General features: G+C 74.3%; 26 protein-coding genes. 15 read left to right on the top strand and 11 right to left on the bottom strand.

Annotated elements, in window-relative coordinates; all coding sequences use genetic code 11:
* Window positions 1-2 precede the first annotated feature (2 nt).
* The 8 genes from BLV02_RS03305 to BLV02_RS03270 are packed head-to-tail and all read right to left on the bottom strand — an operon-like array spanning window position 3 to window position 7,826.
* Entirely contained in the window at window positions 3-902 is a 900-nt protein-coding gene (locus BLV02_RS03305; protein ID WP_069110506.1) for a hydroxymethylglutaryl-CoA lyase, read from the bottom strand.
* A gap of 1 nt (window position 903) precedes the next feature.
* Window positions 904-1,689 carry an enoyl-CoA hydratase/isomerase family protein gene (locus BLV02_RS03300; RefSeq protein ID WP_069110507.1) on the bottom strand — a complete coding sequence of 262 codons (786 nt, stop codon included), beginning with the start codon at window positions 1,687-1,689 and terminating at the stop codon, window positions 904-906.
* Between the two features lie 30 nt (window positions 1,690-1,719).
* Entirely contained in the window at window positions 1,720-2,442 is a 723-nt protein-coding gene (locus BLV02_RS03295; RefSeq protein WP_069110508.1) for a nucleotidyltransferase family protein, read from the bottom strand.
* Between the two features lie 10 nt (window positions 2,443-2,452).
* A complete protein-coding gene (locus BLV02_RS03290; RefSeq protein WP_074946121.1) occupies window positions 2,453-2,857 on the bottom strand; it encodes an NUDIX hydrolase in 405 nt (134 codons plus the stop codon).
* Window positions 2,854-3,876, bottom strand: coding sequence for an adenylate/guanylate cyclase domain-containing protein (locus BLV02_RS03285; protein WP_069110509.1), 1,023 nt, complete (start codon window positions 3,874-3,876; stop codon window positions 2,854-2,856). Before BLV02_RS03285 ends, BLV02_RS03290 begins: the two co-directional genes overlap by 4 nt.
* Window positions 3,873-4,391 carry a PH domain-containing protein gene (locus BLV02_RS03280; RefSeq protein WP_216094106.1) on the bottom strand — a complete coding sequence of 173 codons (519 nt, stop codon included), beginning with the start codon at window positions 4,389-4,391 and terminating at the stop codon, window positions 3,873-3,875. The genes BLV02_RS03285 and BLV02_RS03280 overlap by 4 nt, the downstream gene beginning before the upstream one ends.
* A 37-nt stretch (window positions 4,392-4,428) precedes the next feature.
* Window positions 4,429-5,169, bottom strand: coding sequence for a biotin--[acetyl-CoA-carboxylase] ligase (locus tag BLV02_RS37020; RefSeq protein ID WP_069110510.1), 741 nt, complete (start codon window positions 5,167-5,169; stop codon window positions 4,429-4,431).
* Window positions 5,169-7,826, bottom strand: a complete 2,658-nt coding sequence (locus tag BLV02_RS03270) for a phosphoenolpyruvate carboxylase (RefSeq protein WP_069110511.1) — start codon at window positions 7,824-7,826, stop codon at window positions 5,169-5,171. Before BLV02_RS03270 ends, BLV02_RS37020 begins: the two co-directional genes overlap by 1 nt.
* 106 nt (window positions 7,827-7,932) lie before the next feature.
* On the opposite strand from BLV02_RS03270, the gene BLV02_RS03265 reads away from it, so the two are divergent.
* The 7 genes from BLV02_RS03265 (at window position 7,933) to BLV02_RS03240 (ending at window position 13,868) form a co-directional block, all read left to right on the top strand.
* Window positions 7,933-9,516, top strand: coding sequence for an acyl-CoA carboxylase subunit beta (locus tag BLV02_RS03265; protein ID WP_069110512.1), 1,584 nt, complete (start codon window positions 7,933-7,935; stop codon window positions 9,514-9,516).
* 97 nt (window positions 9,517-9,613) lie between these two features.
* On the top strand, window positions 9,614-9,778 hold the full coding sequence (locus BLV02_RS36260; protein WP_157740461.1) for a hypothetical protein: 165 nt from the start codon (window positions 9,614-9,616) through the stop codon (window positions 9,776-9,778).
* A gap of 72 nt (window positions 9,779-9,850) precedes the next feature.
* Window positions 9,851-10,843 (top strand): aminoglycoside phosphotransferase family protein, encoded by a 993-nt coding sequence (locus BLV02_RS03260; protein WP_069110513.1) that lies wholly within the window; start codon window positions 9,851-9,853, stop codon window positions 10,841-10,843.
* The gene (locus BLV02_RS03255) at window positions 10,840-11,802 is read left to right on the top strand and encodes a T3SS effector HopA1 family protein (protein ID WP_069110514.1); all 963 of its coding nucleotides are present in this window, start codon (window positions 10,840-10,842) and stop codon (window positions 11,800-11,802) included. Before BLV02_RS03260 ends, BLV02_RS03255 begins: the two co-directional genes overlap by 4 nt.
* Window positions 11,799-12,809: a hypothetical protein gene (locus BLV02_RS03250; RefSeq protein ID WP_069110515.1), complete on the top strand. Its 1,011-nt coding sequence runs from the start codon at window positions 11,799-11,801 to the stop codon at window positions 12,807-12,809. The genes BLV02_RS03255 and BLV02_RS03250 overlap by 4 nt, the downstream gene beginning before the upstream one ends.
* A 5-nt stretch (window positions 12,810-12,814) precedes the next feature.
* Window positions 12,815-13,378 carry a flavoprotein gene (locus BLV02_RS03245; protein WP_069110516.1) on the top strand — a complete coding sequence of 188 codons (564 nt, stop codon included), beginning with the start codon at window positions 12,815-12,817 and terminating at the stop codon, window positions 13,376-13,378.
* Window positions 13,365-13,868, top strand: coding sequence for a M50 family metallopeptidase (locus BLV02_RS03240; protein ID WP_069110517.1), 504 nt, complete (start codon window positions 13,365-13,367; stop codon window positions 13,866-13,868). Before BLV02_RS03245 ends, BLV02_RS03240 begins: the two co-directional genes overlap by 14 nt.
* On the opposite strand, the gene BLV02_RS03235 is transcribed toward BLV02_RS03240, so the two are convergent.
* Entirely contained in the window at window positions 13,840-14,478 is a 639-nt protein-coding gene (locus BLV02_RS03235) for a response regulator transcription factor (RefSeq protein ID WP_069110518.1), read from the bottom strand. The two genes, BLV02_RS03240 and BLV02_RS03235, sit on opposite strands and share 29 nt — an antisense overlap.
* Before the next feature lie 95 nt (window positions 14,479-14,573).
* On the opposite strand from BLV02_RS03235, the gene BLV02_RS03230 reads away from it, so the two are divergent.
* From BLV02_RS03230 to BLV02_RS03200, 7 genes are all read left to right on the top strand, one after another.
* Window positions 14,574-15,041, top strand: a complete 468-nt coding sequence (locus tag BLV02_RS03230) for a hypothetical protein (RefSeq protein ID WP_069110519.1) — start codon at window positions 14,574-14,576, stop codon at window positions 15,039-15,041.
* A 3-nt stretch (window positions 15,042-15,044) separates the two neighbouring features.
* Window positions 15,045-16,979 carry a sensor histidine kinase gene (locus BLV02_RS03225; protein ID WP_069110520.1) on the top strand — a complete coding sequence of 645 codons (1,935 nt, stop codon included), beginning with the start codon at window positions 15,045-15,047 and terminating at the stop codon, window positions 16,977-16,979.
* 10 nt (window positions 16,980-16,989) lie between these two features.
* A complete protein-coding gene (locus BLV02_RS03220; RefSeq protein ID WP_069110521.1) occupies window positions 16,990-17,199 on the top strand; it encodes an acyl-CoA carboxylase subunit epsilon in 210 nt (69 codons plus the stop codon).
* Window positions 17,200-17,268: 69 nt separating this feature from the next.
* Window positions 17,269-18,933 (top strand): DUF885 domain-containing protein, encoded by a 1,665-nt coding sequence (locus BLV02_RS03215; protein WP_069110522.1) that lies wholly within the window; start codon window positions 17,269-17,271, stop codon window positions 18,931-18,933.
* A gap of 201 nt (window positions 18,934-19,134) precedes the next feature.
* On the top strand, window positions 19,135-19,740 hold the full coding sequence (locus BLV02_RS03210) for a hypothetical protein (protein WP_069110523.1): 606 nt from the start codon (window positions 19,135-19,137) through the stop codon (window positions 19,738-19,740).
* 264 nt (window positions 19,741-20,004) lie between these two features.
* Window positions 20,005-21,393, top strand: a complete 1,389-nt coding sequence (locus BLV02_RS03205) for a dicarboxylate/amino acid:cation symporter (protein WP_069110524.1) — start codon at window positions 20,005-20,007, stop codon at window positions 21,391-21,393.
* A 128-nt stretch (window positions 21,394-21,521) separates the two neighbouring features.
* Window positions 21,522-22,208, top strand: coding sequence for a Maf family protein (locus BLV02_RS03200; RefSeq protein WP_069110525.1), 687 nt, complete (start codon window positions 21,522-21,524; stop codon window positions 22,206-22,208).
* 135 nt (window positions 22,209-22,343) lie between these two features.
* On the opposite strand, the gene BLV02_RS03195 is transcribed toward BLV02_RS03200, so the two are convergent.
* Both BLV02_RS03195 and BLV02_RS03190 read right to left on the bottom strand, forming a co-directional pair.
* Window positions 22,344-23,873 (bottom strand): acyl-CoA carboxylase subunit beta, encoded by a 1,530-nt coding sequence (locus tag BLV02_RS03195; protein ID WP_069110526.1) that lies wholly within the window; start codon window positions 23,871-23,873, stop codon window positions 22,344-22,346.
* 25 nt (window positions 23,874-23,898) lie between these two features.
* Window positions 23,899-25,065, bottom strand: a complete 1,167-nt coding sequence (locus tag BLV02_RS03190) for an acyl-CoA dehydrogenase family protein (RefSeq protein ID WP_069110527.1) — start codon at window positions 25,063-25,065, stop codon at window positions 23,899-23,901.
* 92 nt (window positions 25,066-25,157) lie between these two features.
* Here BLV02_RS03190 and BLV02_RS03185 point away from each other — a divergent pair, with 92 nt between their 5' ends.
* Window positions 25,158-25,544 carry a MerR family transcriptional regulator gene (locus BLV02_RS03185; protein WP_197682671.1) on the top strand — a complete coding sequence of 129 codons (387 nt, stop codon included), beginning with the start codon at window positions 25,158-25,160 and terminating at the stop codon, window positions 25,542-25,544.
* Window positions 25,545-25,547 lie beyond the last annotated feature (3 nt).

Below are 25,547 nucleotides of genomic sequence, written 5' to 3'. Positions count from 1 at the left end.
GGCTAGCGCACGGCCGGGCCGGCGCGCAGCACCTGGGAATCGAGCTTGCGCCCCACCAGCCGCTCGGCCAGCCCCGCCACCTCGATGAGGGCGGGCAGGTCGACGCCGGTGTCGATGCCCATGTCCTCGAGCAGGTACACGAGTTCCTCGGTGGCGATGTTGCCCGACGCGCCGGGGGCGTAGGGGCAGCCGCCCAGGCCGCCGACCGAGGCGTCGAAGTCGTCGACGCCAAGTTGCAGCGCGGCGTAGACGTTGGCCAGGCCGGTGCCGCGGGTGTTGTGGAAGTGCAGCCCCAGCGGCAGCGACGGATGAGCGGCGCGCGTCTCCTCGACCAGCCGGGTGACGCGCGGGGGCGTGGCCATGCCGGTGGTGTCGCCGTAGGCCAGGGAATCGACGCCGGCCCGAGCGCCTGACGACACGACCGACAGCACCCGCGACACCGGCACGTCGCCCTCGTACGGGCAGCCCCAGGCCGTCGACACGATCAGCTGCAGGGTGCCACCGGCCGAATGCACCAGCGAGGCCAGCTCGGGCAGGTCCGCCAAGGACTCGGCGGTCGACCGGTTGATGTTGCGCCGGTTGTGGGTGTCGGACGCCGACACGACCACCTCGAGCTCGGTGAACCCCGCGGCCAGCGCCCGCTCGGCGCCGCGCACGTTCGGGACGAGCGCGGAGTAGCGGATGTCGGGCGAACGGCGGACCCGCGACCACACCTCGTCGGCGTCGGCCATCTGCGGGATCGCCTTCGGGTGGACGAACGAGACCGCCTCGATGCGCCGCAGGCCGGTGCGGCCGAGCGCGTCGATCAGCTCGACCTTCGCGTCGGCCGGGACGGGGTCCTCGTTCTGCAGGCCGTCGCGCGGGCCGACCTCGCGGACACTCACGCGGGAGGGGAACGTCACGTCACTCACCTGGCCAATCCGGGCGTCGCTTCTCGTTGAACGCCGCGACACCCTCTTTTCTATCCCGGCTGAACGCGGTGGCCCGCCAGGCGGCGTCCTCGATGTCGAGCGCGGCCGCGAGCGGCGCGTCGAACCCCTGCCGCATGGCCCGCTTGGCGTTGCGCACGCCGACGGGCGAATGGCCGGCGATCACCGTCGCCAGCGCGAGCGCGTCGACGCGCGCCGCACCAGCAGCGGCCAGCCGGTCGACCAGCCCCAGCCGGTGGCCCTCGGCGGCGTCGATGCGCCGGGCGGTGAAGACGAGGTCGGCGGCCCGGCTCCAGCCCAGCCGCCGGGTCAGCAGCTGGGTGCCGCCACCGCCCGGGATGACGCCGACGGACACCTCGGGCAGCCCGAGCACGGCGGACTCGTCGGCCACGATCAGGTCGCAGCACAGCGCCAGCTCCAGCCCGCCGCCCAGCGCGTACCCGTGCACGCCGGCGACGACCGGCACCGGCAGCGCGAGCAGGTCGGTGAACATCGCCCGGAACACCAGCCGCTGCGCCCGCAGGCCGTCGTCGTCGATGGAGTTGCGCTCCTTGAGGTCGGCGCCGACGCAGAAGGCCTTCGGCGCCGACGACGTCAGGACGACGGCGCGGACGGACGGGTCGGCGGCCAGCTCCGCGGTCGCCGCGACCAGCTGCCGCGCGAGCTCGGTGGAGATGGCGTTGTGCGCCTCGGGCCGGTCGAGAACCAGCTCCGTGACACCCGGGACGTCATCGTGCCGGTTGATCGTCACACTGCCCATGCCGAGACCCTACCGGCCCGCGACGGCGCCTCAGTCGCCCAGCCTGGACCGCAGCGCCGCCAGCTCCTTCGCCGCCTCGGAGAGGTCCTTCGCGGTGTCGATGGCCCGCCAGTACGTCTCGATCGGGTACCCGGCCAGCAGCCGCTGCTTGGCCAGCGACGGGAACGTGGTGCGCTCGTGGTCCCCGACGTCGGGCAGGAGGTCGAGGATGCGCGGCGCGAACACGTAGACGCCGCCGTTGATCGGGTACGGCGACGGCGGCGACTCGACGAAGTCGGTGACGCGGCCCAGCTCGTCGAGCTCGACGACGCCCCACGGCATGCGCGGACGGGCCAGCGCGATGGTGGCGACGGCCTGCCGCTCGAGGTGGTACGCCGTCATGGCGCGGAGGTCGAACCGGGTCCAGATGTCGCCGTTGAGCGCGTACCAGCCCTCGTCGGGCGCGGGCAGCTCCTTGCCGGCGTACTTCAGCCCGCCGCCGCGGCCCAGCGGCTGCTCCTCGACGACGGTGCGCACGCGTACCGGCAGCTCGCGGGAGTCGAGGTGGGCCAGCAGCACCTCGCTCAGGTGCCCCGCCGACACGACGACGTCGGTGACGCCGGCCTCGGCCAGCCAGTCGAGCTGGTGGTCGATGATGTACCGGCCCGAGATCTCGATCATCACCTTCGGGACGGTGTCGGTGTACGGCTTGAGCCGGGACCCCTGCCCACCGGCGAGGATCACCGCCTGCCGCACGGTCGCTCCGGACGTCATGCCGCGGACCCTACCCGCCCGCCCGCGGGTCCAGCACGCCGCGCAGCAGGTCCGGGTACCGCGGGTCCGGCAGCGTCAGCTCCAGCGCCTCGGCCAGCGTGACCCAGCGGATGTCGTCGTGCTCTTCGGGCGCGCGGTTGGACGGCGTGCCGGTCCAGCTCAGCAGCTGGACGAAGGTGATGTCCTCGTCGCGCTCGACCCAGCGGGCCAGCTCGCGGTGCGCGGGCCCGGCGTCGATGCCGAGCTCCTCGCCGCACTCGCGCCGCGCGCAGTCGGCGGCGGTCTCGCCGTCCTCCAGGTGGCCGCCCGGGAAGTCCCAGACGTCGGGGTACCACGAGCGGTCGGCCCGCCGGTGGCACATCAGGACGCGGCCGCCGGAGGCCAGCACCGCGACGGCGACCCGGTGCTCGATCACGCGGGCGCCTGCGGGTCGCGGCGCGGCGTGACGGTGAACGCGTTGACGACGCCGAGCCCGCGCACCGTGGTCGGCGGGAGGGCGCGCAGCGCGAAGGCGGGCGCCGCGGCCAGCTCCTTCGCCGTCACGTCGTCGACGAGGACGGTGTTGCGCTCGGCCAGGGCGGTCAGCCGGGCGGCGAGGTTCGTCGGGGTGCCGAAGACGTCGCCGAGCCGGGCCACCACGGGACCGGTCGCGATGCCGACCCGGATGTCGGGGAGGTCGCCGTTCTCGCCGATCTCCTCGACCAGCCGGCAGCCGATCTCCGCCGCCGTCTCCGGGTCGTCGGCGGTGAACACGACCTCGTCGCCGAGGGTCTTGATGACCCGCCCGCCGGTGCCGAAGATGACGTCGTTGGTGGTGGCCTCGAACTGCTCGACCAGCTGGCCCAGCTCGTCGACGCTGAGCCCGCGGGACAGCCGGGTGAACGACACGAGGTCGGCGAACCCGACGGAGGCGGGCGCGGCCAGCAGCGGCGCGTCGCCGATGCGGCCGATCGCGACCAGCCGGTTCACCGACGCGGCCAGCTTGCGCCGCCACGCGTAGATGAGCAGCCGCTCGAACTCGGGCAGCAGCTTCTGCGCCACGAGGTAGGCCGACGTCAGCCGGCTGCCGGTGCCGTGGCCGGCGGCCTCGTTGTCCTCGATGATCTCGGCCAGCGTCTCGACGTGCCATTCGGCGAGGCGGCCGGTCATGCGGCCCAGCGCCCGCACCATCTGCACCGCGGTGGCCTCGTCGACGACGTCGTCCTGGATCAGCTCGGTGACGCCGCGCAGCGCCTCCATGTCCCAGACGGTGAACGCCTGCTCCTCGCCGACGTCAGGGAACCCCAGCGCCCGCCAGTACCGCGTCACCTCCTCGACGGTGAGCCCGGCGCCCTCGGCGATCTGTTCCCGCGTGTAGCGGCGGGACGCGCCGAGCAGCAGCCGTTCGAGCTCGTCGGTGGAGGGTTTCCGCGGCGGTTCGGGCGGCAGCGTCACGTGCGTTCGTCCAGGTCGTGCGCCTCGCGCACGAGCTCGCTGAGCCGCAGCTGCACCTGGTGCACCCGCGGGACGTCGTGCAGGCGCACCTGGCCCTGCTCGCTGGCGGCCGACACCACCAGCGTGCCGCAGCGCAGCAGGCGGTCGGTGAGCTGCATCTCGTACGCGACGTCGTTGATGACGGTGTGCGGGATGTCGCGGCCGGTGCGGGTGATGATGCCCTGGCGGGTGATCAGCCGCTCGCTGGTGATGGTGTACGTGGTGGTCAGCCAGGTGAGGAACGGCCAGATGACCCACGCGCCCAGCGCCACGACGGCGACGATGACGATGGCCCAGCGGCCCACCGTCCCGATCAGCTCGTCGTCGGGCAGCGCGCCCAGGCCGAAGCCCACGCCCGCGGCCAGCACCAAGAGCACCAGCACCGGCAGGATCAGCGCCTTCACGTGCGTGTGCAGGTGGTAGATGACCTGTTCGTCGTCGCTGAGGTATTTATCGGAGAACCCCATGGCGTGCATCCTGGCACGTCGCACCCGCTCGCGAGAACAGGCGCTCTCACCGCGGACGCAGATGGACGACGTCACCGGCGCCGATGGCGACCACATCGCCGCCCGCGGACGGCGCGATCAGCAGCCGGCCGGCGGCGTCGACGGCGGTGGCGCGGCCCTCGACGGTGTCGCCGCCGGGCAGCTCGGCCCGGACCTCGCGGCCGAGGGTGTCGCAGCGGGCCGAGTAGGCCTCGGCCAGCCCGGACGCGGACGGGTCGCCCCCGGCGGCGCGCCAGGTCTCGTACCGCGCGGCCAGCCCGGACGCGACCGCGTCGAGGACGGCGTCGGCCCGCGCGCCGTACGGCGCCAGCGACACCCCGCCGGGCGGCAGCTGGCCGGGCGTCTGCGCGACGTTCAGGCCGATGCCGACGACGGCGGCCGCGCCGGACGGCGTCTCGACCCGCTCGACGAGGATGCCGGACAGCTTGCCGCCGTCGAGCAGCACGTCGTTCGGCCACTTGAGCACGGCGACGGCGCCGGCCGCCGCGTCGACGGCGTCGACCACGACGACGCCGGCCAGCAGCGGCAGCCACGACCACCGCAGGTCCGGCACGCCGTGCGGCCGGAGCAGGAACGACATCGCCAGCGACGTGCCGGGCGGCGCCTCCCAGCGGCGGTCCAGCCGGCCGCGGCCCGCGCTCTGGTGCTCGGCGACGACGGCGTGGCCCTCAGCCGCGCCGGACCGGGCCGCGGCGGCGACGTCGGCGTTCGTCGACCCCGTGGTGGCGACCCGGTGGACGTCCCACATCAGCCGGTGTTCTGCAGGCCGGCGGCGACGCCGTTGACGCTGATCTGCAGCAGCCGACGGGTGGCCGCCTCTTCCGCCGAGCCGGACTCGACGTCGTCGCGCCGGAGCGCCCGCAACGCCCGGACCTGCAGGTACGACAGCGCGTCGACGTACGGGTTGCGCAGGGCGACGGCGCGGCCCAGCACGTGGCGGTCCTCGAGCAGCCGGCTGTGCCCGGTGACGTCGAGCACCCAGCGGGTGGTGAGCGCGTGCTCGGCGAGGATGCGGTCGGTCAGCTCCGGCCGGTCGCCGAGCGCGAGGTAGCGTGCGGCGATGCGGCGGTCGGACTTGGCCAGCGACATCTCCGCGTTCTCCATCATGACGGTGAACAGCGGCCACTCCTCGTACGCGCGGCGCAGCACGTCGAGGTCGCCGACGGCGGCCAGGCCGGCGCCGAGGCCGTACCAGCCGGGCAGCGTGACGCGGGTCTGCGACCACGAGAACACCCACGGGATGGCGCGGAGGTCGTCGAGCGACGACACCGTCAGCCCGCGCCGGGCCGGCCGCGAGCCGATGGGCAGCGAGCCGACCTCCTCGAGCGGGGTGACCCGGGCGAACCACTCGGGGAAGCCGTCGGTGCGGACGAGCGCGTGGTAGGCCTCGCGGGCCGCGGTGTCGAGCACCGACGCGACCGACGAGAACTCGACGGCGGCCGCGCGGGCCCGCTCCTCGACCGCGGGCGTCGACGCCAGCAGCACGGCGGACGCGACCTGCTCGATGTGGCGGCGGGCGATGGCGGGGTCGCCGTACCGGGCGAAGATGACCTCGCCCTGCTCCGTCAGCTTGAACCGGCCGTCGACCGATCCCGGCGCCTGCGCCAGGACGGCCCGGTTGGCCGGCCCGCCACCCCGCCCCAGCGCCCCGCCGCGGCCGTGGAACATCGTCAGCGTCAGCTCGTGCTCGTGCGCCCACGCCGTGAGCCGGTCCTGCGCGTCGTACAGCGCCAGCGTGGCCGACACCGGCCCGACGTCCTTCGCGGAGTCGGAGTAGCCGAGCATGATCTCCATGCGCCGGCCGGCCTCGGCCAGCCGCGCCTGGACCTCGGGCAGCTCGAGCGCGCCGTCGAGGATGTCGACGCAGGCCGCGAGGTCGGCGCCGGTCTCGAACAGCGGCACGACGTCGAGCGCCACCGGGCGGCCGTCGAGGGCGTGCCGGGCCAGCTCGAACACGGCGGCGACGTCGTCGGAGGACTGCGTGAACGAGACCACGTAGCGGCGGCACGCGTCGGGGCCGAACCGGGCCTGGATCTGCGCCATGACCCGGATGGTGGCCAGCACCTCCTCGGTGCGGTCGGACAGCACGCCGCCGGCGCGGATCTCCTCCAGCGCGGCCCGGTGCACGGCGCTGTGCTGGCGGACCTCGAGCTCGGCCAGGTGGAAGCCGAACGACTCGACCTGCCAGATGAGGCCCTGCAGCTCGCCGTAGGCCTGCCGCGCGGCGCCGGCCTCGGCCAGGCTGGCCTGGACGGCGCGCAGCTCGGCCAGCAGCTCGCCCGCCGACGCGTAGGCGAGGTCGGCGTCGCGGCGGCGGGTGGCGGCGATGCGGGCGGCCGCGTAGAGGACGGCGATGCGGTGCGGCTCGTTCGGCGAGCGCGACGCCAGCTCGGTGTAGAGGTCGGGCTGCGCGGCCTGCGCGTCGGCCAGGATGCGGCGCAGCTCGGTGGCGGCCGGCGTGCTGCCGGCGTCGAGCGTCAGCCCGCGGCCGACCCGGGCGCAGGCCGCCTCCAGCGCCCGCAGCACGTGGTCGGACTGGATGGCCATGGCCTGACGGGTGACGGCGCTGGTGACATGCGGGTTGCCGTCGCGGTCGCCGCCGATCCAGGAGCCGAGCCGCACGAACGCCGGCACCTGCGGCGCCGCGACCGTCCCGGCGCCGCCGGCCAGCGCCATCTCGGCCCGCCGGTACACCTGCGGCACGACGTGGAAGAGCACGTCGTCGAAGGCGGACATGGCGGTGCGGACCTCGTCGAGCGGGCCGGGGCGGTCGACCCGCAGCGGGGCCGTGCGCCACAGCACGTCGATCTGCTCGAGCAGGTTGCGCTGTGTCTCGGCGTCCTCGGACGCGCCCAGCCTGGGGTCGTCGCGGCGTTCGAGCAGCTGCGCGATGCGCCGGATGGACGTGACGATGGCCCGGCGTCGGGCCTCCGTCGGGTGCGCCGTGAGCACCGGCCGGAACTCCAGGCCGTCGAGCAGGTGCTTGGCCTTGTCGTGCCCGGCGAGGCGGGCGACGTCTTCGACCGCCTTCGCGACGGTGCCGGCCAGCGGGTGGTCGGCGCGGTCGCCGGCCCGCAGCGAGCGGACCCGGTGGTACTCCTCGGCGGCGTTGACCAGGTGGAAATAGACGGTGAAGGCGCGGGCGACCTCGTCGGCGCGGCCGAGCGACCACGACGCGACCAGGTGCTCGGCCTGCGAGGCGGCGTCGTCGGCGACCGTCTGGTCCTCGTGGTGCGAGGCGATGGTCAGCTCGCGCAGCCGCTCGACGTCGGCCAGCAGGGCGTCGCCGCCGTACTCGCGCAGCACCTGGCCGAGCGCGTCGCCGAGCTGCCGGACGTCGGCACGCAGCCGTTCGGGCATCTCGAAGCGCGCGGCTTCGCGGGATCCGGTGGCAGTGGAGGCCATGCGTCCAGCGTAGACAGCGCACATGGAACGCCGCGGGCATGCCCCACAGAGCGAGACACCCGTGCTCTACCCTGCAAAGGCTCGATCGACTGACGGAAGGCCCCTGATGACCGACGAGGTTCCGGACATCCACACCACCGCGGGCAAGCTCGCCGACCTGCGGCAGCGGATCGACGACGCCGTGCACGCCGGCTCCGGCGGTGCGGTCGAGAAGCAGCACGCACGCGGCAAGGGGACCGCCCGCGAGCGCATCGCGATGCTGCTCGACGACGGCTCGTTCGTCGAGTTCGACGAGCTGGCCCGGCACCGCTCCACCGCGTTCGGCATGGACGCCAACCGGCCTTACGGCGACGGCGTCGTCACCGGCTTCGGCACGGTCGACGGCCGCCAGGTCGCGGTGTTCGCGCAGGACTTCACCGTCTTCGGCGGCAGCCTCGGCCAGGTGTTCGGCGAGAAGATCGTCAAGGTCATGGACTTCGCGCTGAAGACCGGCTGCCCGATGATCGGCATCAACGACTCCGGCGGCGCGCGCATCCAGGAGGGCGTCGTGTCGCTCGGCCTCTACGGCGAGATCTTCCGCCGCAACGTGCACGCGTCCGGCGTCATCCCGCAGATCTCGCTGATCATGGGCCCGTGCGCCGGCGGCGCCGTGTACTCGCCGGCCATCACCGACTTCACCGTCATGGTCGACCAGACGTCGCACATGTTCATCACCGGGCCCGACGTCATCAAGACCGTCACCGGCGAGGACGTCGGCTTCGAGGAGCTCGGCGGCGCCCGCGCGCACAACACCCGCAGCGGCAACGCCCACTACATGGCCGGCGACGAGGCCGACGCCGTCGACTACGTCAAGGCGCTGCTGTCGTACCTGCCGCAGAACAACCTCGACCCGGCGCCGTCGTTCGCCGGTGTGGAGGCGTCGCTCGAGGTGAGCGAGACCGACCTCGCGCTGGACACCCTCGTCCCCGACAGCGCCAACCAGCCGTACGACATGCACGCCGTCATCGAGGCCGTCCTCGATGACGGCGACTTCCTCGAGGTGCAGCCGCTGTTCGCCGGCAACATCGTCGTCGGCTTCGGCCGCGTCGAAGGGCAGTCCGTCGGCGTCGTCGCGAACCAGCCGCTGCAGTTCGCCGGCACCCTCGACATCGACGCGTCGGAGAAGGCGGCACGGTTCGTCCGCACCTGCGACGCCTTCAACATCCCCGTCCTCACCTTCGTCGACGTGCCCGGCTTCCTGCCCGGCACCGACCAGGAGTGGAACGGCATCATCCGCCGCGGGGCCAAGCTGATCTTCGCCTACGCCGAGGCGACCGTCCCGCTGGTCACGATCATCACCCGCAAGGCCTACGGCGGCGCCTACGACGTCATGGGCTCCAAGCACCTCGGCGCCGACGTCAACCTCGCCTGGCCGACCGCCCAGATCGCCGTCATGGGCGCGCAGGGCGCCGTCAACATCCTCTACCGCCGCGAGCTCGCCGACGCCGGCGACCCGGCCGAGCGGCGCGCGGAGCTGATCACCGAGTACGAGGACACCCTCGCCAACCCCTACATCGCCGCCGAACGCGGCTACGTCGACGCCGTCATCGAGCCGTCGCGCACCCGGGCCGCGGTGACGCAGGCGCTGCGGGCGCTGCGCACCAAGCGCGAGACGCTGCCGCCCAAGAAGCACGGCAACATCCCGCTCTAACGGGGACATTGTCCCTGGAGGCCGGGACGGCGGGCCGACCAGCGTGGTCTTCGGCCGGGGGCGAGAGGCGCTCCCGGACTGGAGAACAGGAGTCACCATGTCCGCTCAGAACCTCTTCGGGACCCCCGCCGAGCAGGCCGCGCTGTCGGCCGACGTCGCGGAGCGGGCCGAGACCACCGAGGACGGTCTCGCCCCGATCGTGATCGCGTCGATCATCTACTGCCCGTCGATCATCGCGGCCAGCTACGGCTTCAGCTGCTGATCCGGTCCGTTCCCGGTGGCCGCCGGGGTCTCGTGCCCCGGCGGCCGTCCCGTCCCACGGAGGATCGCCGTGATGATCATCGACGACCCGCTGCTCGCCGCGCTGGCGGGGACCGGCCTCGCCGCACCGGACGACGTCCGAGCCGTCCGTCACCTGCCCGGCCGGGCGCTCTGCTCCCAGGTGGGCCTCGCCGACGGCCGCCTGCTCTTCGTCAAGCGGGCCCGGCCCGGCCGGCCCGCGGTGACGGGCGAGGCCGGTGTGGTCCGCGCGGTGAACGCCCTGCCCGGGACGGCCGCGATCGCGCCGGAGCTGCTCGCCGTCGACGTCGCCGGATCGGCCGCCGTGTACCGCGGCTACCAGGACTGGCGCACGCTGACGGGCTGGCCGGACGTCGGCCCGGACGTCGTGGGGGCGATCGGTGCCGCTCTGGCCCGGCTGCACGCCGTCCGGCCCGGGACACACCCGATCGACGGGATCGCGCCCACCGGCCCGTTCGGCCGGCCGACCCTGGACTGGGCGGCCGTGACGCCGGCCGCGCTGGCGGCGTTCCCGTCCGGGTTCCGCGAGGTGTGGGCCCGCGCCGCCGCCACGCACACCATCGTTGACCGGCTCGCCGCGCGGTGGCGGCCGAGCGCACTGATCCACGGCGACGTCAAGCACGACAACGTCGTGGCCGACGGCGGCCGCGTCGTGCTGCTCGACTGGGAGACGGCCGGCTGGGGCGACCCGCTGTGGGACCTCGGCAGCCTGGTCGGCAACCTCGTCCAACTGTGGCTGCACACGCTGCGCCTCACCCCCGGCGGGACGCTGGAGTCCTGGCTGTCGGGCGCGCCGGTCCCGCTGGACGAGCTGCGCTCACGGGTCCGCGCCGCGCTGAGCGGCTACGGGCCGCTGACACCGGCCGACCGCGGGCTGGTCGCCGCCCATGCCGGCGTGTTCCTGCTGCAACGTGCCCTGGCCGCCGGCCTGCTGGCCGAGCGGCTCGACGCGCCGGGCGTGCTCACGGCGCACCTCGCCGCCCAGCTCCTCACCGACCCCGACCGAACGGCGCCGATGCTGCTATGACCACGACCGACCTCCTCGACGCCGTCCGCCGGGTCGAGCTCCTCGACGACCACACCGCGCGCTGCGGCGACCGCACCGTCACGGCCACCAGGCTGCACGCCGCCGTGTACGACCACCTCTACCTCGGCCGGGACCACGACCCCGCCGCGACGCCGGACCGCCGGCTGCCCGCCGACCGCGAGCACCCCGCCTTCGTCGCGGCCCTGCGCCGGGCCGACGGCGGCCGGCGGCGCTGGCTGCCCGGCTGGCGGCTGGACCGCGCCGACGGGGACCGGCTGACGGTGGTCGGCGCGGACGACGGGGTGCGGCTCACGGCCCGTCCGGACGAGGTGCGCCCGGCCTGCGACGGCGTCGAGGTGGCGTTCCCCGCCGAGCGGCGCTTCGTCTCGCCCGGGTTCTACCTGACCACGGGCCTGGCCGGGCCCGGCGCCGGCCCTGTGCTGCGGTGGTACCTGAACACGACGGCCGACGGTGCGGCGGCGCTGCTGGGTGCGCTGGTGAGTGGCCTGGACGCGGCCGGCCTCCCGTTCACCGTCAAGACGCTCAACGACCCGGCCGCGCACCCGCGGCCCGACGCGCTGGTCCTCTACACGCCGCGCGGCGACTCCGCCGCGACGGCGCCGGTGGTGCGCGCCGCGCTGGCCGCACCCGGCGTGCGGCTGCGAGCCCCGGTGCCCGCCTTCACCCGGGCCGTCGCGCCCGGCCTCGCGGTTGCCGACGAGCCGGCCCGCACGGCCGCCGGCGCACTCAGCTTCGGTCAGCATCGATGCCTGCTGCTGGTCCAGGGCGTGCTCGCGGCCGGGCCGGGCGCCGGTGTCGCGGCCCGCTGGGACGGGGTGAGAGCGGAGTTCACCGCCGCCGGCCTCGATCCGGACCGGCCGCACCTTGGCCCCGGCGGCGCCGAGCCCGACCTCGGCGCCGGTGTGCTGGCCGGCGCCGGTGACGGAGGACCGCGATGAGCGCCCATCCGGCCGGTCCGGCGCCCGCGACCGTGCCACCCGCGCTCGCCGCCGACCTCGCCGCCGCCGGTGTCCCGGTGCGGGCGGACTCCGCGGCCGTGCTGGCCGGGCCGCTGCTGTCCCGCTGGTCGCTGACGACCGTGGCCGGCGGCCACCTCTGGGCCGACGTGCCGGCGGAACGTACGACACCCGCGGCGGTCGCCGAGGCGCCGCCGCAGGACCCAGCCGTGCGGATCGGCGCGCCGATCCCACTGCCAAGCGGAGCGGTCGCGTACGAGGTGCCCTGGCGGCCCGCCCTGCTGGCGGCCACGATCACCGCGGGCGCCCCGCGGCACCCGGCCGGGCCCGAGCTGGGCGCCGGCCTCGGCCGCGCCCTGCGCACCCTGCACGACGGCCCCGGCACCGTACCGGCCGCCGAACCCGCCGCGCTCGCCCGCATCGACGCCACCGGCACGTTGGCCCGCACCGACGACCGGCTGGCTGCCGCGCTGGCAGGGGTCCGCGCCGGCTGGCACGCGCAGCCACCGGCGCCGCTGCACGGCGAGCCGTCGACCGGCCATCTCCTCGTCGCGCAGCGGCCGGCGGCGAACGACGCGGTGCTCGCGGTCGTGACCGGCTGGACCGGGCGGGCCCGCGGGCCGGCGTGGTTCGACGCCGGCTACCTGATCGGCGATCTGCTGGAGATCGCGCACCTGCTCCCGGCGGACGGCCACCGCGCACCGAGCGGGCCCGCCGGGGCGGCCGTCCACGGGTCCCCTGGGGGGCGGGACCCGTGGACCAGGGCCGCGCTGACCGGTCTCGCCGCGGCGGTCCGGCGCGGGTACGACGACGACCGCCCGCGGCCCGCGGCGTTCTGGCGGGCGGCCACGGACGCCGCCGCCGTCAAGGTCCTGGACCACGAGGCCCGGGTCGTCGCGTCCTTCGGGGCGCGGCCGGAAGCGACGGCCGTCATGGCCGGCTTGGGCCACGCGGTCCTCGACGCGGCCGCGGCACTGACAGGGAGTTGAGGGAGATGGACACGTCGCACTGGCTGAACCGGCGGATCCTGCTGGGCGTCGGCGGCTCCGTCGCCGCGGCCACGATGTCGCAGACCGCCGCGGCCCTGCGCCTCGGCGCCGGGGCGCGGCTGCGGGTGGTCACCACCCCCGCGGCCGAGCTGTTCGCGACGCCGCTGCCGCTGGCCGCGGCCGCCGGGCATCCGGTCTACTCCGACGGACGGACCGGCGATCTGATCGTCCCGCACGTCGAACTGGCCGCCTGGGCCGACCTCGTCCTGGTCATGCCGGCAACGGCTGACCTGCTCGCCGAGGCGGCCCTCGGGCTGGCCCCGAACCTGCTCACGACGGTGCTGCTGGCGGCGACCTGCCCGGTCGTCATGGTGCCGGCGATGAACGCCGCGATGTGGGCCAAGCCGGCGGTCCGGCGCAACGTCGCCGCGCTGCGTGCCGACGGTGTCGGCGTGCTCGACCCGGTCGACGGCGTCTCGCTCGGCGACGGCTCCGTCGGCCCGGGCGCGCTGCCGGCGCTGTCGCAGGTGCTGGCGTTCGCCGCGGAGGCGTGCCGTGTCGCCGGCTGAGCGGACCCGGATCGAGGTGCGCCGGGCGGTGTACCCGCAGCTGGCCGCGGTCGTCGCCGTCGCTGCTCTGCTGGCCCGCGACGACGGCGCCGCGACGGCGCTGGCCCGCGGGATCGCCGCGGGCGTCGTCGCGGTCGCCACCGGTGTCGTACACGAGGCCGGCCACGCACTCGTGGCGCGCGCCCGCGGCCTGCGGGTGCACACCGTCGTCCTGCGCGGGCTGCTCGACGCCGGCACCGTCCGCGCGGTGAGCCCCGACCGGCGCACCGAAGTGCTGGTCTGCCTGGCCGGTCCGGCGGCGTCCGTCCTGCTCGCGCTGGCCGGGGTCGCGGTCGTCGCGGGCACGGCGGACGACTGGCGGCTGGGCCGCGTGCTGCTGGTGCTGAACGCGTTCGTGGCACTGGCCGCGCTGACCGCCGGTCCGCGCAGCGACGGCGCCCGGGCGCTGCGCGCCTGGCGTACTAGACCAGACCGTGTTCGCGCACCATGAGCGCCGCCTCCAGCCGGTCGCGCGCGCCGAGCTTCGTCAGCAGCGACGACACCTGGTTGCGGACCGTCTTGTCGGCCAGCGACAGGGTGCGGGCGATCTCGGCGTTGGACCGGCCCTGCCCCATCAGCGTGGCGATCTGCAGCTCCCGCGGGCTGAGCCGGTCGAACGGGGCCGGCGGCGCGGCAGTGGCCGGGCCGGCGCCCAGCACGGCGGACCGGTCGAGGTTCGGCCCCAGCACCAGCCCGCCCCCGGCCACGGTGCGGATGGCGTCGACGACGACGTCGGGGTCGGTCTCCTTCGCGAGGTACCCGCCCGCCCCGGCGGCCAGCAGTGCCCGTGCCCGCCCCGGGTCGACCGTCATCGTCAGCACGAGCACGGCACAGTCCGGCGCCAGCCGCTCGACCAGCCGGCCGCCGTCGCCGTCGGGCAGCGCGAGGTCGACCACGGCGACATCGGGACGGTGCTCGCGGGCCAGCTCCAGGCCGCGCGCGACGGTGTCGGCCTCGTGGATCGCGCCGGCCCACGACTGGGCCCCGAGCAGCGCCCGCAACCCGCGCCGGACCACCGGATGGTCGTCGACCAGCAGCACGGTCAGCGGGTCGCTCGCCATGACGCCGAGCGTAGCGAAGCCGGCGCACGATCTGTCACGACCGTCCCACTAAGGTGCACTTTCGGCCCGCCCGCGATCATGAGGAGAGACCCACCGTGACCAGCACCGACCCTTCCCTCGTCGACCTCGGCGACCTCGTCCTGGCGATCTCCGCCGACCACACCTTCCTGCACGTCGGCACGGCGGAGGCGATGCTCGCGCACCTGCCCGGCGGCCACGACGACCACGCGGACGAGCGGGTCGTCGACCTGTACGACGCGGCGGGCCGGCGGTTGTGGCCGGTCGTGACCGCCGAACTCGTCGTCGCCGGGTTCGTGCCCGGCGACGGGCCGGGTGACCCCGACGCCGTCGCCGCCCGGGTCGCGGCCGCCCTCGAGCTCGCCCAGCAACGACTCACCGCCGACCCCGATCTCGGCCGCCAGCAGTCACTCCCGACCGCCACCGAGGTGCCCCGCCCCAAGGGGTCGCTGGCCGACGTCCTCGGCGCGCTGAACGACGAGCTCGACGTGCGTCCCGGGCCGGGTCACCGCGCCGGGTGGTTCCACAACCTGTTCCACGTCTGAGCCGTGGCCCGCTGGTCGACGGCGGCGGCCCGCTGGGGCTGCCTCGTCCTGGTGCTGCTCGCGGCCGCGGGCTTCCTGGTCGGCCCGTCCGGCCGGGTCGACGCGCCACTGGACATGCTGCTGGCGCTGGCCGGCGGGTTCCTGCCGGTGGGCCTGTTCCTGATCCGGGCCCAGCCGGGGCACGCCGTCGCCCGGCTGGTGCTGGCCACCGGCATGCTGGCCGCGGGCGCCGTCGCCGCGGTCGCGTGGTCCGGCGCCCTCGTCGCGGCGTGGGTGGCGCAGTGGACGTGGTGGCCGGCGGTCGCGCTGGTGCCGCTGGCATTGCTGTTCTTCCCGGACGGCGTGCTGCCGTCGCCACGCTGGCGGCCGCTGGCCGTCGTCCTCGCCGGGTGCGCCGCGGCGGGCACGCTCGCGCTGGCCGTCGCGGCGGCACAGCACCCGCGTTCGCTGCTGACCAGCGGCGAGTCCGGTTCGCCGCTGGCGCACCTGCTGGTCCGCGGTGTCATCGCGGTCGCGCTGGTCCTGATCATCGCGGCGCTGCTCGTGGTGGCGTCGCTGCTGCGGCGCGCCCGCGGCGCCGAGCCGCTGGTCCGGCGGCAGCTGGCCTGCATGCTGCCGGCCGGGGTGCTGTTCGCCGCCGGCGTGGTCCTGGACGCGGCCGGCGTGAGCGGCGCGCTGGTGCCGGGACTGGTCGCGCTGCCGCTCGGCATCGGGCTCGCGGTGCTGCGGTTCCGCCTCGGCGACCTCGACCTCGTCGTCAACCGGGCTCTCGTCTGGCTGGTCATGACGCTGCTGGTGCTGGGCGTCTACGCCGTCGGCATCGGGCTGGCCGGCAGCCGGCTGCACTCCGGCGGCTCCACGGTCGTCGCGTCAGCGCTGGCCACCGGGCTGGTCGCGGCCGGATTCGACCCCGTCCGGCGGGCCGTCCAGCGCGCCGTCGACCGGCTGCTGTTCGGCGACCGCGACGCGCCGCACCTCGTCCTGCAGCGGCTCGGCCGGCGCATGCAGGAGGCCGGCGACCCCGGCACGATGCTCGACCAACTGGTCGTCACGCTGGCCGACGCGCTGCGGGTGCCGTACGTGCGCATGCTCGTCGACACCAGCGACGGCAGCCACGTGACCGCCGCACACGGCCGGCCGCAGCCTGGACTGACCACGTTCGCACTGCTGGCGCACGGCGACCGGGTCGGCTCCCTGGAGGTGGCGCCGCGGCGGGCCGGCGAGGTGTTCACGCCCGCCGAGCGGACCCTGCTGCGCGACGTCGCCTCGCAGGCCGGCATCGCCGCCCAGGCGCACCGGCTCACACTGGCCCTGCAACGCTCCCGCGAGGACCTCGTGCTGGCGCGCGAAGAGGAACGGCTGCGGATCCGCCGCGACCTGCACGACGGCCTCGGTCCGGCGCTGGTGGGCACCCGGATGCAGGTGCGGGCCGCCCAGGCCGGCGCCGGTGCCGCCGGCGCGCACGACGTGGCGGCGATGCTGGCCGCCGCGGTCGACGACCTCACCGGCTGCGCGGGCGAGATCCGCCGCGTCGTCGACGGGCTCCGGCCGCCCGCCCTGGACCAGGGGCTGCCAGCCGCCCTGCGCCAGCAGGCCGGCGCCGTCCTGGCCGGGCTGCCGCACGACGTCGTCATCGAAGGCGACCTCGCCGGGCTGCCCGCCGCCGTCGAGGTCGCGCTGTACCGCATCGGCGCCGAGGCGCTGACCAACGTGGCCCGCCACGCCGGCGCCGGCCACTGCGACGTCCTGCTCCGCCAGTGCGGCGACGAGGTGCTGCTGCGCGTCGCCGACGACGGCCGCGGCGGCCGGCTGGGGCGCGACGACGGCGTCGGGCTGGAATCGATGCGACTGCGCGCCGCCGAGCTGGGCGGACGGCTCGACCTCGGCTCCGGCTCCGGCGGCACGACGGTCACCGCGACGATCCCGCTGCACCGGTAGTCTGACGAGCATGACCGACGCGGCGCTGTTCAGGGTGGTCCGGGGGACGCCGACGGACGAAGAGCTGGCCGCGCTCACCGTCGTGCTGACGGCGAAGGCGGCGGGCGGGCAGCAGCCGGCCGAACCGCCGCGGTCGGCGTGGGCGTCGTACTGGGCGCGGCGCCGGGCGCCGCTCACACCGGGCGACGGCGCGTGGCGGGCCAGCGCGCTGCCGCGCTGACGCACGGCCGAAGATCTGCCCGTCGTTCGTCCTTCTCGCCGGAAGGATCGCCCGGATAAGGTCGGCTGCGTGACGACTCCGCAGCCGCGCACCGTCGACGAGATCGCTGACGCCTACGTCGACGAGTACGCCGCCCTCGACCCCTACACCGCCACCTACGCCGGCCTGAGTGGCTACGACGCCCAGAGCACGGATCTGTCGCCGGACGGGTTCGCGCAGCGGCGCGCGCTCGCGGAGCGCACCCTCGCCGCGCTCGAGACGGCCACCTCGGCCGACGAGCGCGAACGGGTCGCGGGCGAGGCGATGCGCGAGCGGCTGTCGCTCGACCTCGAGATGGACGACGCCGGGCTGAACCGCAACCTCAACGTCATCGAGAGCCCCATGCACTGGGCCCGCGAGAACTTCGACCTGCTGCCCACCGACACCGACGAGCAATGGGCGAACATCGCCACCCGCATGCGCGCCGTCCCGGTGGCGCTGGAGCAGTACCGGCGGACGATGGAGGCCGACCTCGCGGCCGGGCTGCCGCCGGCCCGCCGCCAGGTGCTCGCCGTCGCCGAGCAGGCCGGGCGGGTCGCCGACACGTTCTTCACCGGGCTGGCCGCGAGCGGCCCCGACTCCCTGCGCACCGACCTCGACGCCGCCGCCGCGGCGGCCTCCGAGGCGTTCCGCACGTTCGGCGGCTACCTCGGCGAGACGGTGGCACCGGCGGCGCGCGAGCGCGACGCCGTCGGCCGCGACGTCTACGCCGTCGCCTCGCGGTACTTCCTCGGCGCGGCCGTCGACCTCGACGAGACCTACGAGTGGGGCGTCGCCGAGCTGGCCCGCATCGAGACCGAGCTCGCAGCGGTCGCGCAGGACATCGTCCCCGGCGGCAGCGTCGACGACGCCGTCGCGGCCCTCGACGCCGACCCCGCCCGCCGCATCGTCGGCACCGACGGCCTGCAGGAGTGGATGCAGAAGCTGTCCGACCGCACCGTCGAGGCGATGAGCGGCGTCCACTTCGACATCCCCGAGCCGATCCGCCGGCTGGAGTGCCGCATCGCTCCCACCAAGGAAGGGGGCATCTACTACACCGGCCCCAGCGACGACTTCAGCCGGCCGGGCCGCATGTGGTGGTCCGTGCCCGAGGGCGTCGAGGAGTTCTCGACCTGGCGCGAGACCACGACGGTGTTCCACGAGGGCGTGCCGGGCCACCACCTGCAGGTCTCGCAGGTCATGTACCGGCGCGAGGTGCTCAACCGCTGGCAGCGGCTGCTGTGCTGGGTGTCCGGCCACGGCGAGGGGTGGGCGCTGTACGCCGAGCGGCTGATGGCCGACCTCGGCTTCCTCGACGACCCCGGCGACCGTCTCGGCATGCTCGACAGCCAGTCCTTCCGCGCCGCCCGCGTCGTCGTCGACATCGGCTTCCACCTGGGCAAGGACGTCCCGGCATCGCTGGTGGCGTCCGACGGGCTGCCGGCCGGGGTGTGGACGCCGGAGTCGGCGTACGCGTTCCTGCGCGCCCACTGCCGCATGCCCGACGAGTTCCTCCGCTTCGAGCTCGACCGCTACCTCGGCTGGCCGGGCCAGGCGCCGTCGTACAAGATCGGCGAGCGCATCTGGCTCGCCGCCCGCGACGACGCCCAGCGGCGCCAGGGCGACGCCTTCGACCTGCGCGAGTTCCACCGCGCCGCGCTCGACCTCGGCTCCATCGGCCTCGACCCGCTGCGCGCGGCGCTGGCCCGCCTCTGAACACCGCACCGCTGCTCGACCCGGCGAGGGTGTGTCTCCTGGGTCTCGGCCGTAGCGAGCGGCGTCCAGGTGGATGCCTCGCAAGGCCGAGGAGGGAGTCATAGTGGGGTTCTATGACGACTGACGAGAACGCAGCGAGGCGCCGCCTGGACGCCGCGCAGTAGGCCATGGACCCTGGAGACACACCCTGGCTACCCCGGCGTGCCGGTCACCACCTCCTGCGTCGTGACCGGCACCGCCGTGCGCCCACTGACCGCCGGCGTGCGCCTGGACGGACGGCGGCCGCTGCTCGCCGTCGGCTCCAACGCGTCGCCGAGCCAGCTGCGGCAGAAGCTCGGCCCGGACCTCGTCGTCCCGGTGTATTCGACCCGGGTGGACGGTCTGGCCGTGGGCCATTCGGCGCACGTCAGCCGGGCCGGGTACATCCCGTACGCGCCGTACGCGGCCCCCGGGCAGACCTTGCGCACGGCGATGCTGCTCTGGCTCGACGACGCTCAGCTCGCCCGCATGGACGAGACGGAGCCGAACTACGACCGCGTGCTGCTGGCGTCGGCGGACTACCGGCTCGCCCTGGAGTGGGGCACGGAGATGACCGCGTACTACGTCTATCGCAGCGTCCACGGCGTCATCGCGGACCTGCCGGCCACCACCCAGGCGGACGCCTTCGCGCAGCTCGCCCGGCGGCCGGGCTTCCCCGACGACCCGCTGCCGGTGCTCGCCGGGAGCGCGCAGCGCCGGGCCGCCGTCACCGCGGCCCTGGCCGCCCACGCCGTCGACGCCCGGTTGCGCACCGCTCCGGACCCGTGAGCGAAACAACTCGGAGAAATCTGGCGGAATCGGGAATACCCAGGTCATGCGGGCCGTTGAGCACGCTGACATGGTGAACATCTGGGGTCTCACTCAGCGCCTGCACGTCGATCTGCGACGTCAGGCCAGCTCTGCCTGTCCGGCCTAGCACTCGCTGCATCCGCGCGCGCCCGGGCGGAGCCCTGTCCCCCGCCGGCGTTGCCGCCTGCCCGCGCGCGGCTCCCGCCTCACCCCGTCCTGTCCTCCGTTCCGGAAGGTCTTCGCATGTCCGAAACAGCGACCGTAGGCGCGCCCGCCCCCCGCCGGCTGCGGCTGCCCTCGTTCTCCGTCCAGGTCCTCCTCGGCCTCGCCCTGGGCGTCATCCTCGGGTTGGTGGCCCGCGAGCTGGGCCCGGCCGCCGACGGCAACCCGAACTGGCTGACCAGCACCCTCGACACCGTCGGCGGGCTGTTCGTCGACCTGCTGCGCGCCGCCGTCATCCCGCTGATCTTCACCGCGATCGTCGCGAGCATCGCGAACCTGCGCAACGTCACCAACGCGGCCCGCCTGGCCGGGCAGACGCTGCTGTGGTTCGCGATCACCGCCTTGATCGCGGTCGCCATCGGCATCGCGCTCGGCCTGATCCTGCAGCCGGGCGAGCACACGTCCGTCACCCAGGACCAGGCGGCCGAGCCGGGCCGCACCGGCGACTGGTGGGCGTTCCTCACCAGCCTGGTGCCGACCAACTTCCTCGCCCTGACGGCGAACACGTCGATCGACCCGGAGAGCGGCGCCGCGGCCACCAGCCTGAGCTTCAACGTGCTGCAGTTCGTGGTCGTGTCGGCCGCCATCGGCATCGCCGCGCTGAAGCTGGGCGACAAGGCCGAGCCGTTCCTGGCGTTCAACCGGGCGGCGCTGTCGATCGTGCAGAAGGTGCTCTGGTGGATCATCCGGCTGGCCCCGATCGGCACCATCGGCCTGCTCGGGTACGCCGTCGCCGACTACGGCTGGGACGCCATCGGCTCGCTCGGCCGGTTCACGGTGGCCATCTACGTCGGCCTGGCGCTGGTGCTGTTCGTCGTCTACCCGATCCTGCTGCGGGCGCACGGCCTGAACCCGGTCAAGTTCTTCACCGGCGCCTGGCCGGCCATCCAGCTGGGCTTCGTGTCCCGCTCGTCGATCGGCACGCTGCCGGTGACGGAGCAGGTCACCGAGCGCAACCTCGGCGTCTCGCGGTCCTACGCGTCGTTCGCGGTGCCGTTCGGCTCGACGACGAAGATGGACGGTTGCGCCGCGATCTACCCGGCGATCGCCGCGATCTTCGTGGCGCAGTTCTTCGGCCTGGACCTGTCGGTGTCGGACTACCTGCTGATCGTGCTGGTCTCCGTCGTCGGCTCGGCCGCGACCGCCGGCACGACCGGCGCGACCGTCATGCTCACGCTGACGCTGTCGACGCTGGGCCTGCCGCTGGCCGGCGTGGGCCTGCTGCTGGCCGTCGACCCGATCCTCGACATGGGCCGCACGGCGGTCAACGTCGCCGGGCAGGCGCTGGTCCCGACCATCGTCGCCAAGCGCGAGGGCCTGCTGGACCTGGAGATCTACAACTCCGACCGGCGCGGCGACGTGTTCGCCGACGGCGGTGAGGAGCGCCCGGCCGAGCTGGCGACGGCCTGAGCGATACCGAGACAAGGTGACGTACCACGGGTTAACCTCTCCGTGACCATGATCACCCGATGATCGTCGGCGGTCGAACCTGTTTCAGGCATCGACCGCCGATGATCATTTTCGGTAACGTGAGGTCCGTGGTGCGCCTGCTGCTCGCTTCCCAGTCCCCCGCCCGGCTGGCGACCCTGCGCTCGGCCGGCATCGAACCCGTCGTCCAGGTCTCCGGCGTCGACGAGGACGCCGTGCTGGCCGAGGCCCGTGCGCGCGGCCCCGTCCCGCCGCACGACGTGCCGCTGCTGCTCGGCCGCGCCAAGGCCGAGCAGGTCGCCGGCAAGACGTTCACCGGCATGGTCGTGCTCGGCTGCGACTCCGTGCTCGAGCTCGACGGCGAGATCCACGGCAAGCCCGACGGCCCGGTCGACGCCGTGCGCCGGTGGCAGCGCATGCGCGGCCGGTCCGGCGTGCTGCACACCGGCCACTGGCTGATCGACCTGCGCGAGCCCGACGACGGCGGCACCGGCCGGGCCATCGGCGACACCGCCAGCACCACGGTGCACTTCGCCGACCTCTCCGACGCCGAGATCCGCGCCTACGTCGCCACCGGCGAGCCGCTGCGGGTGGCCGGCGCGTTCACCATCGACGGCCTCGGCGGCCCGTTCGTCACCGCCATCGACGGCGACCACCACTCCGTCGTCGGGCTGTCGCTGCCGCTGTTGCGCACCCTGCTGGGCCGGCTCGGCATCTCGATCACCGAGCTGTGGCGCACCGACCCCGACCACGAGCCGGTCCGCCGCCGCGCCCGCCGGGCCGCCACCCGCGACTGAACCGGCTGACCCCGTCCCGCCCGGCCGCCTCGAGTGGCTGCTGCCTCTGGCCGCTTTGCAATGAGCACCGGTGCGTATCGGTGCTCATTGCAAAACGCCGCCTTCACGGTCCCAGCCTGCGGCGACGACCCACCGCTAGACCGGCGGCACGCCGTGCCGGCGCTCGGTGAACCGGCGGTCCTTGCCGGCCGCCGCCGCCAGCCGCGCCACCAGCTGAGCCCGTAACTCCTCCGGCGCCACGATGGCGTCGATGACGAGGTCGGACGCCAGCCGCAGGATGTCGATGTCGGCCTCGTACTCCAGCCGCAGTCCGGCCACGAACTCCGCCCGCTCCGCCTCGTCCTCGATGGCGGCGATCTTGTTGAAGTAGACGGCGTTGACGGCCGCCTCCGGGCCCATGACCGCGATCTTCGCCGTCGGCAGCGCGATGCAGGCGTCGGGGCCGAAGCCGGGTCCGCACATCGCGTAGAGCCCGGCGCCGTAGGCCTTGCGGACGATCACGGACACCGTCGGCACCGTGGCCTCGGCGACCGCGGTGATCATCTTGGCGCCGTGCCGGATGATGCCCTGCCGCTCGACCTCGGAGCCGATCATGAAGCCGGGGACGTCGGCCAGGTAGATCAGCGGCACGTTGAACGCGTCGCACAGCCAGACGAACCGGGCCGCCTTGTCGGCGGAGTCGGTGAACAGCACGCCGCCCTTGACCGCGGGCTGGTTCGCGACGATGCCGACCGGCTGCCCTTCCAGCAGCCCGAAACCGGTCACCAGCTCGGCCGCGAACAGCGGTTTGACCTCGAAGAACGAGTCTTCGTCGATGATCGCGTCGATGACGTCGTGGATGTCGTAGCCGACCGATTCCTCGGCCGGGACGAGGTCGCGGGTGAACTCGCGGACGGCGCCGCCGGCGGCGTACGACGGCGGCGGCTGCCGCCACGAGCTGGGCAGGTAGGAGAAGAACGCCTTGGCCTGCTCGATCGCCTCGGCGTCGTCGGCGGCGAGGTTGTCGCCGCAGCCCGACACCGTGGTGTGCATGCGGGCGCCGCCCATCTCCTCGAGCGTGACCTTCTCACCGACGACCATCTCGGCCATGCGCGGCGAGCCGAGGTACATCGACGCGTTGCCCTCGACCATGACGACGATGTCGCAGAACGACGGGATGTAGGCGCCGCCGGCCGCGCTCGGCCCGAACAGGCAGCACACCTGCGGGACCCGGCCGGACAACGCCACCTGGTTGTGGAAGATGCGCCCGGCGCCGCGGCGGCCGGGAAAGAGGTCGACCTGGTCGGTGATGCGGGCGCCGGCGGAGTCGATGAACCAGAACACCGGCAGCTCGTCGCGCAGCGCGGTCTCGGTGACGCGGACGATCTTCTCGACGGTGCGGGCGCCCCACGAGCCGGCCTTGACCGTCGGGTCGTTCGCGACGACCAGCGCCGGCCGGCCCTCGACCAGCCCGCGGCCGGTGACGACGCCGTCGGCGGGCAGGCCAGTGGACAGCGCGTTGGCCAGCTGACCGTCCTCGACGAAGGTGCCGGCGTCGAACAGCAGGTCGATGCGGTCGCGGACGTAGAGCTTGCCCTGCTGGGCCAGCTTGGCGGCGCCGGCGTCGGAGGGGACCTCGGTCGCCTTCCGGGCCGTGTCGACCTCGGCGTAGTGGTCGCGCCCCATCCCGTTCTCCTCCGTCACCCCCCGATCATGCCTGAACCGGCAGCCCCAGACCGCGCGCCAGCACGAGCCGCTGGATCTCGCTGGTCCCCTCGCCGATCTCGAGGATCTTCGCGTCGCGGTAGAACCGCGTCACCGGGTACTCCTCCATGAACCCGTAGCCGCCGTGCACCTGCGTGGCGACCCGGGTGGCGGTGACCGCGGACTCCGTGGCGTACAGCTTGGCCGCCGCCGCGGCCTGCTTGACCTGCTCGGCAGGGGCGCCGGCGTCGCGCAGGGCGGCCGCGCGGTAGGTCAGCAGCCGGGCCGCCTGCGCCATGACGTGGAGGTCGGCGAGCTGGAATGCGACGGCCTGCTTGGCGCCGATCGGCACGCCGAACGACGTGCGCTCGTGCGCGTACGGCAGCGACGCGTCGAGCATGGCCTGGATGCAGCCGACGGCGAGCGCCGCGATGGCGATGCGGCCGTCGTCGAGCGTGGCCAGGAACTGGCTGAACCCCTGGCCGCGCACGCCGAGCAGGTGATCGGCCGGCACCCGGGCGCCGTCGAAGGTCAGCGGGTGGGTGTCGGACGCGTGCCAGCCGAGCTTGTCGTAGGCGGGCTCGACGATGAATCCGGGCGTGCCCGCCGGGACGATGATGGCGGAGATCTCCGCGCTGCCGTCGGGCCGCTCGCCGGTGCGCGCCGTGATGGTGACGCAGGTGGTCAGCTCGCTGCCGGAGTTGGTGATGAACTGCTTGGCGCCGTCGATGACCCACTCGTCGCCGTCGAGCACCGCGCGGGTGGCCGTGGCGCCGGCGTCGGACCCGGCGCCGGGCTCGGTGAGGCCGAACGCGGCCAGCGCCCGCCCAGCGACGAGGTCGGGCAGCCACCGCGCCTTCTGCTCGTCGGTGCCGTACGCCAGGATCGGGGTGATGCCCAGACCGACGGCCGCCTCGAGCGTGATGCCCATCGACTGGTCGACCCGGCCGAGCTCCTCGATCGCGACGCACAGGCTGGTGAGGCCGGCGCCCGCGCCGCCGTACTCCTCGGGGGCGGTGAGGCCGAACAGCCCCAGCTCGCCCATCGCCCGCACGACGCCGACCGGGAACTCGTGCTTGCGGTCCCACTCGGCCGCATGCGGTGCGATGCGCTCGCGGGCGAAGTCGCGGACGACCGCGCGGAACTCCTCGTGGTCCGCGGACAGCTCGAACATCGTCGTTCCCGCTTTCGTCGCACGTGATTGCTTGACGTTTACGTTAACGTAAGTTGCAGGTCCCGGCCAGGGGTTCGAGCGAGGAGACTGTGGTGGACAGCGAGCGGACGTGGAGCATCGCGGAACTGGCCGACGAGTTCGGCGTCACGCTGCGGACGATCCGGTTCTACGAAGAGCAGGGCCTGCTCACCCCGGCCCGCAACGGCACCCGCCGCATCTTCGCCGACGGCGACCGCGTCCGGCTGGGCCTGGTGCTGCGCGGCAAGCGGCTGGGCTTCCCCCTGGACGAGATCAAGACGATCATCGGTATGTACGACGCCGAGCCCGGCGAGGTCGGCCAGCTGCGCTACCTGCTCGACCAGGTCGAGCACCGGCGCGCGGAGCTCGAGCAGCGCCGGCGCGACATCGACGCCACCCTGTCCGAGCTCGCCGAACTGGAGCGTCGCTGCCGCGCCGACCTCGACCGCCTCACCGGCTGACGC

This window comes from Jiangella alba, from assembly GCF_900106035.1.
Classification (GTDB): domain Bacteria; phylum Actinomycetota; class Actinomycetes; order Jiangellales; family Jiangellaceae; genus Jiangella; species Jiangella alba.
Note: the sequence above shows the minus strand (reverse complement) of the source record. Positions and strands in the feature narration are given on the sequence as shown.